The sequence below is a fragment of the Spongiivirga sp. MCCC 1A20706 genome, assembly GCF_046524175.1.
Taxonomy (GTDB): Bacteria; Bacteroidota; Bacteroidia; order Flavobacteriales; family Flavobacteriaceae; genus Spongiivirga.
This window is the reverse complement of record NZ_JBEFZF010000002.1, coordinates 122,943-135,940: the sequence shown is the minus strand read 5'-3', so window position 1 is coordinate 135,940 and position 12,998 is coordinate 122,943. Positions and strand designations below refer to the sequence as shown.

12 protein-coding genes are annotated in these 12,998 nt (G+C 34.9%); all 12 read left to right on the top strand.

Annotated features, from left to right (window positions below):
• The first annotated feature begins 60 nt into the window (after positions 1-60).
• The 12 genes from ABN763_RS04695 to ABN763_RS04640 all read left to right on the top strand — a co-directional run bounded on the left by ABN763_RS04695 (position 61) and on the right by ABN763_RS04640 (position 12,995).
• Entirely contained in the window at positions 61-471 is a 411-nt protein-coding gene (locus tag ABN763_RS04695; protein WP_410484275.1) for a response regulator, read from the top strand.
• Positions 472-1,011, top strand: a complete 540-nt coding sequence (locus ABN763_RS04690; RefSeq protein ID WP_410484274.1) for a heme NO-binding domain-containing protein — start codon at positions 472-474, stop codon at positions 1,009-1,011.
• Positions 1,011-2,600, top strand: a complete 1,590-nt coding sequence (locus tag ABN763_RS04685; RefSeq protein ID WP_410484273.1) for a PAS domain S-box protein — start codon at positions 1,011-1,013, stop codon at positions 2,598-2,600. The genes ABN763_RS04690 and ABN763_RS04685 overlap by 1 nt, the downstream gene beginning before the upstream one ends.
• A complete protein-coding gene (locus tag ABN763_RS04680) occupies positions 2,597-2,917 on the top strand; it encodes an Hpt domain-containing protein (RefSeq protein WP_410484272.1) in 321 nt (106 codons plus the stop codon). Before ABN763_RS04685 ends, ABN763_RS04680 begins: the two co-directional genes overlap by 4 nt.
• 8 nt (positions 2,918-2,925) lie before the next feature.
• Entirely contained in the window at positions 2,926-3,627 is a 702-nt protein-coding gene (locus tag ABN763_RS04675) for a LytR/AlgR family response regulator transcription factor (RefSeq protein ID WP_410484271.1), read from the top strand.
• A 332-nt stretch (positions 3,628-3,959) separates the two neighbouring features.
• Complete coding sequence (locus tag ABN763_RS04670) at positions 3,960-5,411, top strand: hypothetical protein (protein ID WP_410484270.1); 1,452 nt, start codon at positions 3,960-3,962, stop codon at positions 5,409-5,411.
• 4 nt (positions 5,412-5,415) lie between these two features.
• On the top strand, positions 5,416-6,468 hold the full coding sequence (locus ABN763_RS04665; protein ID WP_410484269.1) for a hypothetical protein: 1,053 nt from the start codon (positions 5,416-5,418) through the stop codon (positions 6,466-6,468).
• A gap of 128 nt (positions 6,469-6,596) precedes the next feature.
• Positions 6,597-7,961: a nucleotide sugar dehydrogenase gene (locus ABN763_RS04660; RefSeq protein WP_410484268.1), complete on the top strand. Its 1,365-nt coding sequence runs from the start codon at positions 6,597-6,599 to the stop codon at positions 7,959-7,961.
• 33 nt (positions 7,962-7,994) lie between these two features.
• Positions 7,995-9,377, top strand: coding sequence for a hypothetical protein (locus tag ABN763_RS04655; RefSeq protein WP_410484267.1), 1,383 nt, complete (start codon positions 7,995-7,997; stop codon positions 9,375-9,377).
• Between the two features lie 4 nt (positions 9,378-9,381).
• Entirely contained in the window at positions 9,382-10,701 is a 1,320-nt protein-coding gene (locus ABN763_RS04650; protein ID WP_410484266.1) for a glycosyltransferase family 2 protein, read from the top strand.
• A 116-nt stretch (positions 10,702-10,817) separates the two neighbouring features.
• Positions 10,818-11,042: a hypothetical protein gene (locus ABN763_RS04645; protein ID WP_410484265.1), complete on the top strand. Its 225-nt coding sequence runs from the start codon at positions 10,818-10,820 to the stop codon at positions 11,040-11,042.
• Positions 11,043-11,048: 6 nt separating this feature from the next.
• A complete protein-coding gene (locus ABN763_RS04640; RefSeq protein WP_410484264.1) occupies positions 11,049-12,995 on the top strand; it encodes a DUF4114 domain-containing protein in 1,947 nt (648 codons plus the stop codon).
• Positions 12,996-12,998: the final 3 nt, after the last annotated feature.

Genomic DNA, 12,998 nt, shown 5'->3' with positions numbered 1-12,998 from the left:
TTTAATGTCAAATTATAAAGACAATAGACATCTTTATAAAAACCTTATGTCTATTTAAAAATGAAAACACTGTCGATCTTATTAATTGAAGATGATGAAATAGAAACTATTAAATTTAAAAGAGTGCTGGATAGCATGAATATAAAATACAATCTAACGCTATCAAAAAATGGTGAAGAGGCTCTTACTATTTTACAAGAAGAAAACAAAACCCCCGATGTGATCTTTTTAGATCTTAACATGCCTAAGATGAACGGAACAGAATTTCTGAAAATTCTTAAAAAGAACGCAGCCCTAAAATATATTCCGGCTATGATACTTACCACATCAAATAACCGAACGGATATTTTAGAATGCTATACCATCGGAATTGCTGGCTACATATTAAAACCTTTACGTTATGAAGACTACAAGGAAAAAATAAAAATTGCTGTTGCGTATTGGTCAAATAACGAACTAATTAAATTATAAATGAAAGGAATTGTATTTACAGAGTTTTTAGAACTTGTTGAAGATAAATTCGGATTGGAAATGGTCGATCAACTCATTCAGGAATCTGATCTTAAATCAAAAGGAATATATACCGCTGTCGGCACTTATGATTTCGCAGAAATGCTAAGTTTAGTATCAAATCTAAGTAAAAATACTTCCATTGCAGTTGATCAACTACTCTGTGTTTATGGAGAACATTTTTTTGATGTTCTTAAAAGAGATTACCCTCAATTTATCGCTTTATATGATGATCCTTTGGAAATGCTCTCTTCTATCGAAAATCACATTCATGTAGAGGTGCGGAAAATATATCCTGATGCCGAATTACCTACTTTTGAAATTATTGAGAAAAAAGAAAATTCCCTCATAATGATCTACCGATCGAACAGGGCTTTACATCAGTTTGGGCTTGGATTAATGCGCAAAACATTTCTTCATTTTGATGAAAAAGGTAGTATCGATACGGAAAATATAGCCAAAGACGGAACCGAAGTAAGGTTTAATATTAAAAGACTTTGATGTCCAAAGAAACAGACATATTAAAACGTGCTTTAGCCCGAGAAAAGAATGCTAGGAAACAAGCTGAAAAAATACTTGAAGAAAAAGCCTCTGATCTATTTCAATTAACAACAGAGCTCCGAACGGCCAATGAAAAGCTCGAAAGTTTAGTAAGCGAACGAACTTCAGAGTTGCAAGGTGTTTTTGAAAATATTGTAGACGCCTATGTGGTTATGAACTTATCTGGTGATGTCCTTAAAATGAATGATGCTGCAAAAACACTGTTCGGGTATGATATTGACAAAGAACCTTTAAACGTTGTTGGTCTTATCTACAAGCAAGATATCCCTTATGCGATGAAGTCTTTTCAAGAACTAGTGAAAAAAGGTGCTTTTACCAACTACAATGCCAGGGTATATACAAAACAACGGGAGGTGAGAAATGTGCAAATTAATGCCAGTTTAGTCTTCAACGCTAAAAAAGAGCCCATAGCCGCACAAGGTATCGTACGAGATACTACAGAGCAGGTTAAAAATCAACAAGTTTTTGAAGAGCAAAAAAAACAGTTAAGTGTTATTGTAGAAAACTCTTCTTTAGGGATTGCCTTAACACAACATGGAAAAATTTTACAAACAAACAGTGCTTTTCAACAGTTATTAGGGTTTACTGCTGATGAGCTAAATACAATGCAGGTTAAAGACATTTCTGTCAAAGATGAATACAATGCTTCTAAAGAAAAAATGGAAGCCCTAAATAATGGAGATATTGATAATTTCACCATTCAAAAAAAATACCGTAAAAAAGACGGAGGCATCTTAACGGCCAAAACAAGTGTAAGTGCCGTACGAAATGATTTGGGAAATATAAAGTATCAGGTTGCACTTATTGAAGACATGAGCGAACAGCTTAAACAACAACTAAAGGAAAAACAGCTGTTAAGCGATCTGGAAAAAAGTAACCAAGAGCTAAACGATTATGCTCACATCGTTTCGCACGATCTAAAATCACCTCTTAGAAGTATTAGTAGCCTAATTTCTTGGTTACAAGAAGACTATGCTGATGTCTTCGATAAAAAAGCCAATACTACTTTTGACATGTTGCATAAAAAAGTAGATAAAATGGACCAACTAATTAATGGAGTGCTAGAGTATGCCAGTGTAGACCGAATTGAAAAGAAAATTTATAGTATTAACCTCAACCAGATTGTACAGGATGTTATTGAGGTCATTTATGTACCAGAGCATATATCAGTAAAAATAACGAATACGCTACCAACTGTTCAAGGGGATGAGTTTAGACTGCAACAGCTCTTTCAAAACTTAATAAGTAATGCCATCAAATACAATGACAAACAAAAGGGCGTTGTCAAAATTAGCTGTGAAGAAAAAGAACGTTTTTGGGAGTTTTCTATTGAAGATAACGGTATAGGTGTTGAAAAAAAGTATTTCGAAAAGATCTTTAATGTTTTTCAAAGTCTTGAAAATGAGGATAATTCAACTGGAATAGGATTGTCAATTGTCAAAAAAATTGTCGATTTTTATGGTGGTAGAATTTGGCTTACTTCGCAAGTGGGTGAAGGCAGTACTTTTTACTTTACCATTAAAAAATGAGTGAAACACCCAATCTTAATTATATTAATGAGCTTGCTGCAGGAGATTTAGGTATCAAGACAAAGCTCATTAATATTATGAAAAATGAATTTCCTGAAGAACGTGCTGAGTTTGCTATTTATATGCAATCATCTGAATATAACAAAGCGTCAGAACAGGTACACAAACTAAAGCATAAAATCAATATTCTTGGTTTGCAAAAAGGTTACGTGTTGGCCAAAAACTTCGAAAACGACCTTAAAAATGAAAATACCTCCTTGAATGATCGCTTTAGAAAGTTATTAAATACCATAGAAAACTACCTAAATACACTTTAACCTACACTATGAATTGTATAATTATTGATGATGAAGCAACCGCTAGAGCAATTATTAACCATTTATGTGATCAAATATCACAATTAAAGGTGGTATCTGAATTTTCAAATGCTATAGAAGCCATAAAGTTCCTAAATCAAAATGAGATCGATCTGATTTTTCTCGATATTCACATGCCCGATTTTACGGGTTTTGATTTTATTCAGACATTAAAATCCCCTCCTAAAATAATACTAACAACTTCTGATGCCAATTTTGCCATACAAGCTTTTGAATATGATTGTATTGTTGACTATTTACTAAAACCTATTGAACTCTTGCGGTTTAAAAAGGCGATTGAAAAAGCTGAGCAAACAACCATAAGTGAAGAAAAAACCTCAGTCGAGAAACAAGATAATAACAATGACCTCTTTGTGAATATTGATCGTCGTTTAGTTAAAATAAACATTCCTGATATTTATTTAGTCGAAGCCAAAGGGGATTATATCAATATCAAAACTGAACAAAAAAATTACATTGTTCATTCGACTTTAAAGAAAATAGAAGAAAAACTACCTGATACGCTATTCCTAAAAGTACATCGATCATACGTAATTAATACCAATAAAATTATCGATATCGAAGATAATAGCGTTCTTATTAAACAAGATATCATACCTGTGAGTCGTGCAAATCGTCCAGAACTTAGAAAGCGGTTGAATTTGTTGTAAAATACGTTTTCAATACCCTTGTAAGCGCCATATTAAAGTCTCCCCTTGAGGAGAGATATAGAGGGGTGTTCTCTTCAGGATATTAAAATGTAATTGAACACCCTTCCCTCAAAGGAAGGGAGCAGTCTACCTCTTGATCCCTAAATATTTGAAATATAATTTCTAATCACCGAACTAAAAACTCCTCTCGTCGACACTAATTTACCCTTCTATCGATTAATATGATATAAACAACTTTATGGGGTTAGTTTGGCTGTATGAAAGCCCCAATTTTCATAGCACTTTTACTAGTCTCTACATTAGCTAAACCCCAAGAAATTGACTCTTTGCTGATGAAGAGTCATGTTATTTATCAGGATGCAAACACGCTCCTTCATTTTCCTTATTCATATGAAGATATCAACTTTGATATTTTCAAAATGCTTGATTCCATTAGTCCTACATGGCATGAAATAAGAATAAAAGATTTAGAATCAAATGAATACAAAAAAGACTGGGGCTTGCAAATAAAAGCTAATAGCTATCGCAATTTCCAAGGAGTTCTTGATGATGAAACAAATAACATAACGGTATCTAGATTTAATGCGGAATTAGAATGGGATATATTAAAGGGCGGATTCTTTGCAAATAGAACGAAAGCAACAACCGCGCTACTCGAAAAACAACTATTGAATGACGCTTTAGAGCGAGAAAACAAAATTATTTGGCGGCGCCAATTTCGGTTGCATTACAATTATGCTATTAATCAAGAACTCTTAAACCATTATACAAGCAAAAGTAAATTTCTAGAAAAATACTTTGACATTTTAAATGAACTCTACTCTCAAAAAATGATCAAAAGAGAAGAGGTTATCAAAATATCTAATGAGTTATATAACAGTAGAGAACAATCTAAGCAAATACAATTTTATCAAGATCATGTAGCAGATAGTATTCCTGCATTGTTCTTAAATGAGAAACTTCCATTAATAAAGATTGATTTAAATAAAGATGATATTTTCAAATCGCCTAAAAACGAAGACAAAAAAATATGGAAGCAACACATTATTAAGCTAAAAAATCGAGCATTCAGAGACATTAAGTTTTCGATTTATGCTAATTATAACTGGACGGAGACCATAACGAGGCAATTTAGTAGCCCTTTAATTGGTGCCAGATTCAGTGCTCCTATTCGTTTTAACAATCGGAAAAAAATTATTCAAACAAAAATACAACAAGCTACTGCTCAAGAAGATGATCGATTAGTGGGTAAACAGAATCAGCTTGTCACTTATTTAAATGCACATCAAGAAAAAATTAACGATCTATACACCCTTCATAAAAAATGGTTGATCATCCAACAGCGAAAAACCATCACCCAAATTATAAAGGAAGAACTAAATACCTATAACTGCGGTTTACTTTTGTTACAGTATACTAAGGAGCAATATGATATTATAGAAAATGTATTACAGCTAAAAAAACAATTGTATACGATTGTTTCTCATATTATCGAGCTTAGTCCGGAATCCAATATTCATCAATTTATCTCATCTGTTGCATTCAACACAGGTATTAGTTTAGACCCTGTGGTAATTACAAAAAGTTCTTTTTCGCAAAGACTACAACTACAATTTCTAAAAGCGAAAAACATACAACGTATTCAGATGACCTTTCAAGATGGTGCTTTTGAAAACCTACTGAAGAAAGAAGGCATCCAGGTCTCATTTGAACAACCAACTCCTAATGCTGTTTTTTTAAAAGACTTGATTTCAAACGAGTTAGAATTAATCTCTAAAAAATAAGAACATGAGGACATTTTCTTATCAAAAAGAAACCGCAAAGATTCGAACCCTTAAAGAACCGGTAGTGAAGAAGAAGAAATTCAACTTCGATAGGTTAGTATATTTTATTCTTGTATTAATCGCCTTTGGTTTCTTAGCAAAATATCTATATACCAAAGTGGCTATCGTTAAAGCAAATGGTATGGTTGTTATGGATAAAATAGATGTAAATTTTACACAAGATATTCGGATTAAACAACTATCTGTTCAAGAAGGTGATTCCGTACAAATAGATCAGAACCTATTTTCATATCAACAAAATGAGTTTGACAATGAAGCAGCTGTCTTATTACGATCTGAGGGGAAAAACGAGAAAAAAAATGATGCCTTGCAGGATTTAGCTTTCAAAATAGCCCAAAAGAGAATAGAACGAAACAACCTATACAATCATACAAATCAGTTAGATCAACAACTAGAAAAGATGATAAAACTGGTGTTATTAGATGTGTATACCAAAGAAAAATTAGAAGGGATTAGGAATCAAATTCTACTTGCCAAAAACAAGATTTCATTGCTTAATAACGAGATACGTTTTTTGCTTTCCCAGACTTCCCTATTAAGAAACAACAATAATCACGCAACACAACCTACTATTTTCGACCTAAGTACTGGTGGTTATTCCAGCCATAGAAGCAGTTACCTATCTCCTATTAATGGTATTATTGGTCAAATTCACAAAAATAGAGAAGAGTCTTGTTATAAAGGAGAGCGGGTAATGACCATACACAACACCGAAAAAGTATTTATAAAAGGATATTTTGATCTTAAAGACGCGGCACATCTTGACGAGGGGGACATCGTCGATATACTATTTCCGGATCAAACAAAAGAAAAAGGGGTTATTAATAAATTATATGTATCCACTTATACGGCTCCTATAGAATTCCAGAAAAAGTATGAGCCCACAGAACGAAATATTCTTGCAGAAATAATCCCTTTGCGAGCGGAACAGAAAGATCGCTGGGGAGCTTATCATATGTTAAACGTTTCCATTTCATTAAACAAGACTTTCCGCTAAAAACCATCCGTCTAAGGATAACGACCATTCATCTACAAGAGTCTTCTATCAAACTAAAAAGCAGCTCTTTACAACAATATCAAAACTAATTTAGTATCAGAAATTATAACCCATTAAATCTTACTATTATGAACACACAATTAAAATACAACCTACATGTAAATGATTTTGATCAACCTACACTTGGTTACAAGCAAAGTGATCTTTTCAAAAAACTAAAAAACAAAGAAGAACAAATCGCTGTCGTTGGTCTGGGATATGTAGGGCTTCCTTTAGCGGTACATATGGCTGCTCACTTTAAGGTAGTAGGTTTTGATATTAGCGAAGAAAAAGTTGTTCAAATTGCACAACATCAAGATCCCTGTGGCGAACTAGCCGCTGACGAATTTAAAGGAAAAGACATTGCTTTTAGTGCAAACGATAAGGTACTGGCTAGCGCAAAGTTTTATATTGTAGCGGTACCTTCTCCTATAGATCATTTAAAAAAACCGAACCTAAGACCGATAATGGCTGCTACTGCTACCGTAGCTCGTCATTTAAAAAAGGGCGATTGTGTTGTTTTCGAATCTACCGTATATCCGGGCTGTACAGAAGAAGTGTGCGTACCCATTTTAGAGCGTATTTCACGCCTAAAATATAATGAAGACTTTACCATCGGATACTCTCCTGAGCGAATTAATCCAGGGGATACACAACATACGTTTACAAGTATTAAGAAAATCGTTTCCGGAAGTACTCCAGAAGCTTTAGAAGTTATTGCTGATGTTTACGAAAGTGCTGTGAAAGCGGGCGTATACCGGGCAGCTACCATTCGAGTTGCAGAAGCCGCAAAAGTTGTTGAAAATATTCAACGAGATGTAAACATCGGTTTAATGAATGAGCTTTCTCAGATATTTAACAAATTGGATATTAATACAAAAGAAGTTTTAGAAGCTGCAGGAAGTAAGTGGAATTTTCATCACTACTATCCAGGTTTAGTCGGAGGTCATTGTATTGGTGTAGATCCTTATTATCTAATTCATAAAGCAAAGCAGCATAAAATCGAACCCAAACTTCTTGAACAAGTTCGCAAAGTCAATGAAAGTATGGTTCCACATATTGTAAGCGAAATTAGTAAACGAGTATATAGAAACGGTTTGCAAAAAAAGCAACACACTATTCTGGTAAAGGGAATCACCTTTAAAGAAAACGTCAATGATATTCGTAACTCAAAAGCTGCTGAACTTTGCCTTGCTCTAAAAGAAAAAGGATTTCAAGTTTGCGTACAAGATTATATGGCTAATGCTGATGAAGTAAAGCAGCATTATGGGATTGAACTTACTAAAAGCACTTCTGAACGTTTTGATGCGATCGTGCTAGCCGTTGATCATACAGATTATCAAGACTTAGGCTATTTCGATTTGTTGAAAAATGCAAAAGACGACGCCATCATCTTTGATATTAAAGGGAATATGAAAGATAAAATCCCTGCAAGCGTATATATGTCGCTTTAATTTTAAACTAGTCCCCTGACAATAGACCAAGTCATGTTAAATGTTCTACGACATAACGACCGTTCCAATAAGATTCAGTTCTCAGGTTACACCATGCTAAAAGTTGATCACCTATCGGTGCTGCTGCATGAGCCTTTAACCTATATCGATGCTGTTATTATCAACACGGAAAACAAAGAACATGCAACAGACTTGGTCTTTCATATTCGCAAAAACGCCGATTTGGCAATTGCGTTAAAACCCATTTTTATAAACGCTACTTGCCAATTACATAAGACTGTTGGCATACATACTGATGGATATATTGATATCGATCAGCTCCCAATAGCTGTCAACCGTATTGACGTGATCAGCAAGCGTCTTAAAAGGATATCGCTTACAAAAAATGGAGCCCACGATGACCAATTGCAATACAAAATCTTGGCTTTTCTTTTCACCAGAAATCATCCAATAGAACCGATTGCAGATAGAACAAGCTTAATTGGGTATATCCTTCCATTAATTGATCTTTTTTATAAAAAGGAGGAAGTACTGCCTAAATTATTAATGCTTGAAAAAAGCGTGGCATCTGGTCATCTGACGATGAAACTACATGACCATGTTCATTTATGTAAAAATTGTCACGGTAATTACTTGAATTTTATTGAAACCTGCCCTAAGTGTGATAGTATCGATATCAAAGCACAAGACATTGTACATCACTTCGTTTGTGCCCATGTTGCCCCGGAAAAAGACTTTAAAACAAAAGAGGGATTATCTTGCCCTAAGTGCGATAAGCAATTAAGGCATATTGGTATCGATTATGACAAGCCATCATCCATGTATAACTGCAACTGTTGTAACCATGAATTTCAAACACCGAATATGGTGGCTAAATGCATTGATTGCGAAACGGAAAATGAACTTTCCGCCTTAATAAAAAAGACCATTGGCACATACAGTATCACATCGTTAGGAGAAGAATGGTTACTAGGAAATGTGCAACAAAACAGCCAAATATCTATTTCTCCCGATGGCATAATGACCTTGTCTTTGTTTAAAATTATTGCAGGACAAGAGTTAAAAAGAATAACTATAAGTAAAGCAACAAGTCAAATGGCTTCTATCCGTTTTGAAAACAACCGCTTAGGTCATTTTGATGATGACACAAAAAAGGCATTAGTAAAGGAAATAGGAACAATTATTCAATCCTATTTATTACCAAGTGATGTTTTGGCCGCAGACGCTTATAATTCATATTACCTATTACTGCCCGACACAAAAGAACCACTACCTCAACGCCTTGAAACCATTCAATATAACTTAGGAAAACTTCTAGGTGATAATTTACAAGAGCAGTTGTTAGCTATTAATATCCAAACACATCAGCCTAAATCAGGTGAAACAATTGATGATATTTTAAAACAATTCAACTAATTGCATGTCATTACAATTAGAAAATATAGTACCTGAATATATTAACTATTGGAATGAAGTAGGGTTACCAAAATTCATTCGGGTTTTTTGGTATTTCATTTTGTTTGAGTTTACCCGATACATCATTATTGATTATATAGTGGCATTAATATTTTGGATTAACAGAAAAAAGCGCGCTAAAAAATTCGAAAAAGCCAGGCAATTATTACGTCTTGAAAATCCATTTGTTTCAGTTATAATTCCGGGTAAGAACGAAGGAAAACATCTTTACAAATTAACAAAATCATTAGCAGAACAAACTTTTTCAAACTTTGAACTCATTATTGTTGATGATGGCTCTGACGATGACACCCCAATTATCGGTAAAAACTTAGAACGCCTAGGTTTAATCGATAAATTTATTAGAAACGAAATGCGAGGAGGTAAAGCCTCTGCTGCCAATTTAGCGTTGCGATATAGTAGCGGCAAATACATTGTACATCTTGACGCCGATTGTTCTTTTGATTATGATGCTATCGAAAATGTATTGGTTCCTTTTTACATGAACGAAAAAATTGCAGCCGTGGGTGGCAATGTAAAAGTTAGAAATTATAAGGAAAGTTTATGCGCCAGATTGCAGGCAATTGAGTATCTAAAAACCGTTTCAGTAGGCCGAATCATCACCTCATATTTAGGAATTTATAAAATTATTTCAGGAGCATTTGGCGCTTTTAGAGCAGATGTCATTGATGCTATAGGAGGTTGGGATATTGGCCCCGGTTTAGACGGAGACATTACCGTTAAAATTAGAAAATCAGGTTATAAAGTTTGTTTTGAGCCCAGTGCTATTTGCTTAACCAATGCGCCTTCCAAATTTAAAGTATTAACCAAACAACGATTGCGCTGGGATAAATCGATCATACGATTTAGAGTTCGCAAACACAAAGATGTATACTTCCCCAACGCTAACTTCAACTGGTCGACCTTCTTTTCGCTTGCCGAAAATGTATTTTACAATGTAGTACTTGATATACTATGGTGGTTTTACATTATTGATATTATTGTTAATTACAGCAGTCAACTGCAATTTGTCATTCCCATGAACTTTACCCTATATTTTGTAATGAGCTATGTGCAAATGTGTAGTATTTACGTTTTTTCAGAACGCAGAAAAGAAGAACTGTACTTATGGCCATATGTTTCTTTGATGACCATTTATACTGGCACATACTTAAGAATCGTTCGTACAGCTGCCTACTATAAAGAATTCTTTTTTAAGCGGTCTTTTGAAGATACATGGAACCCTTACAAATCTTCTATCCAAGCAAAGAAAGCAGGCTTATAACCAATAATCCTCTTCTTTTTTCCATCCATCTACAGCAAACGTCCACCCGCCGAAAAACAACTCACTAAAGGGTAATCTAACGCTAAATTTATCATTGTAATTAAACCCCAAGTATTATGCAATGGACAGGAAATAAAGACTGGAAACACGTCAAAACAGGAGACGGATATCACCTTAAAGCTGAATTTTTAAAACCTTCAAAATTTTGGTGGATTGTATACAAAGGCAATCAAATGATTCGTGTTTCAAGAGACGAAACCGATTTTCAACCAACATTGAAAAAGGCACAAGTAAAAGCACAACAAACCATGATTCGTCATATACAAAATACCTCAAATTAAATAACTATGAAGACAGTAAAAATACTATTTAAAATAGTCCTTATTATAGGATTCCTAAGTTGTAGTACAGAAGAAAATACAGCTGAATTAATTGAAGCACCAATCGATGAAAATCCTTTTTCGGTAAACAATGACAGAAATGAGTTAACAAAACGGCTGCGTTTTATTAATAGAACTGCCACTATTAAACCAGTTGTAAAAACAAAGACCGGAAAATTTTCAACCGCTAAAGTAAATGGTGCGCAAGAAAATTACTTCTGGGAGCATGTTGCAGAAGTAGACCCTCTGGTTCTTGGAGGGTTTACCCTAAGCGCGACACATATTACCTTGGCTGACGACAAGGCATATGTAAGCTATCACAAGCAAGGTGATTTACACAAGGGTGCGGTTGAAATCATTGATCTTTCCAATCCTAATTTTCCTGAAATAATAAGTCAGGTTTACTTTAATAATGCCGATGTCAATGCGTTGACGTCTGACTTTGAAGGATCAAATAGTCTGCGGAAAATTTGGACTGCCATGTCGGATAATGTGCACGGAGCTCAATTATTTGAACTCACAACAACAAATGGGCAGTTCAACTCCGATTTCAAACGGGTTAATTTGTCAAATGTATTTGAAAACTCAGGAGTTTCTGCCTCAGCAAATGGTATTGCTTCTACTGATAATTATATCTATATCACTTCGGGAAAAACACATGGTGGTACCGTTATTCTAAATAAGGATAATCTCAATGCCTTAGACCACGAAGTATATGCCAATGCGAAGTACTTGGCGCTTAATTCCGACAACTCGAAAGTAGCAAGTCTGATCACAGGAGATGAGGCTTTTATAAGGGTTGCCGATGTAAATGATGCATTGAATACCACTAGCTTTCCTATAGGCAGCATTTTTCATCAAAATGTAGTAGAAACATATCGCGGTAAATCTACGATGGAATTTTCCCCAATACATAGTAATCAACTATATGTCGCTAAGGGCAAGTATGGTTTGGCCAATGTTGATGTCAATTCTGGCACGATCTTAAATGAATCTGAAGGGTTAATGCTAGTTGTTGGTAATACAAACGGAATTACTACCGATAATGACTATATCTATATGGCCAATGGTGCAGACGGTATTGCTATTGCGAAGCACCCTACGGTCGAAGGCGAAGAAATAAATCCGGTATTTTTCTGGGATATGCAGGAAGATGACGCCTCTGCTAACTTTATCATGGCTGATGGTGAATGGGTTTTTGTTGCCAAAGGTGGTGGCGGATTCAAAATTCTGCGCAAAAGAGAAAAGGACGAATACAAAACGGTTACTACCTATGATGAAAAAGGAGTGCCAGACGGAATGGAAGAAGATGTTGAAGTGTGCAGTACATTACTCCCTAATATCTACCAAAATGTTCTTCCGGAACGACAAAATGCGATGCAAGCACATCCCGAGTACTTTACAAACCCAGTAAAAGAATTATATATAAGTGAAGAAACCGATCTATACTTAACATTTATTGATGAAGGCGCAGGGTATAAAAATGTGCTAGGCTACTATACCTATAATCAGGATAATCCTCCGGCAAGTGTAAATGACCTGGATAAAACTGTCATATTTCCAAATGCTTCGGCACAAGGATCCGGTGGCGGACTCATTCGAGGTAATACAATGCGATTACTAGGTAGTTTTGAATCAGGTACGGTAGTTGGATTTTTCCTGATCGCCAACGGATGGAGAAACGGAAGTATCACTGATGGATATTATTCTCAACACACCGACATCAATTTTAATTTAAGCGGACGACAGCAAAGTATTCTGTTTTACGATCAAACCTGTCAGTCTACGGTCATTGCATTCGAAGACATTTCAGTACCTAACGGAGACAACGATTTTAACGATGCTATTTTTCAAATTGAAGCCTCTAACCCTAATGCAATCGACACATCATCATTTAACCAAATAGGACAATAATAA

What these genes read in the sequence shown, in the direction of transcription:
- ABN763_RS04695 (WP_410484275.1), top strand. Translation starts at nt 61, where the DNA reads ATGAAAACACTGTCGATCTTATTAATTGAAGATGATGAAATAGAAACT.
- ABN763_RS04690 (WP_410484274.1), top strand. Translation starts at nt 472, where the DNA reads ATGAAAGGAATTGTATTTACAGAGTTTTTAGAACTTGTTGAAGATAAA.
- ABN763_RS04685 (WP_410484273.1), top strand. Translation starts at nt 1,011, where the DNA reads ATGTCCAAAGAAACAGACATATTAAAACGTGCTTTAGCCCGAGAAAAG.
- ABN763_RS04680 (WP_410484272.1), top strand. Translation starts at nt 2,597, where the DNA reads ATGAGTGAAACACCCAATCTTAATTATATTAATGAGCTTGCTGCAGGA.
- ABN763_RS04675 (WP_410484271.1), top strand. Translation starts at nt 2,926, where the DNA reads ATGAATTGTATAATTATTGATGATGAAGCAACCGCTAGAGCAATTATT.
- ABN763_RS04670 (WP_410484270.1), top strand. Translation starts at nt 3,960, where the DNA reads ATGAAGAGTCATGTTATTTATCAGGATGCAAACACGCTCCTTCATTTT.
- ABN763_RS04665 (WP_410484269.1), top strand. Translation starts at nt 5,416, where the DNA reads ATGAGGACATTTTCTTATCAAAAAGAAACCGCAAAGATTCGAACCCTT.
- ABN763_RS04660 (WP_410484268.1), top strand. Translation starts at nt 6,597, where the DNA reads ATGAACACACAATTAAAATACAACCTACATGTAAATGATTTTGATCAA.
- ABN763_RS04655 (WP_410484267.1), top strand. Translation starts at nt 7,995, where the DNA reads ATGTTAAATGTTCTACGACATAACGACCGTTCCAATAAGATTCAGTTC.
- ABN763_RS04650 (WP_410484266.1), top strand. Translation starts at nt 9,382, where the DNA reads ATGTCATTACAATTAGAAAATATAGTACCTGAATATATTAACTATTGG.
- ABN763_RS04645 (WP_410484265.1), top strand. Translation starts at nt 10,818, where the DNA reads ATGCAATGGACAGGAAATAAAGACTGGAAACACGTCAAAACAGGAGAC.
- ABN763_RS04640 (WP_410484264.1), top strand. Translation starts at nt 11,049, where the DNA reads ATGAAGACAGTAAAAATACTATTTAAAATAGTCCTTATTATAGGATTC.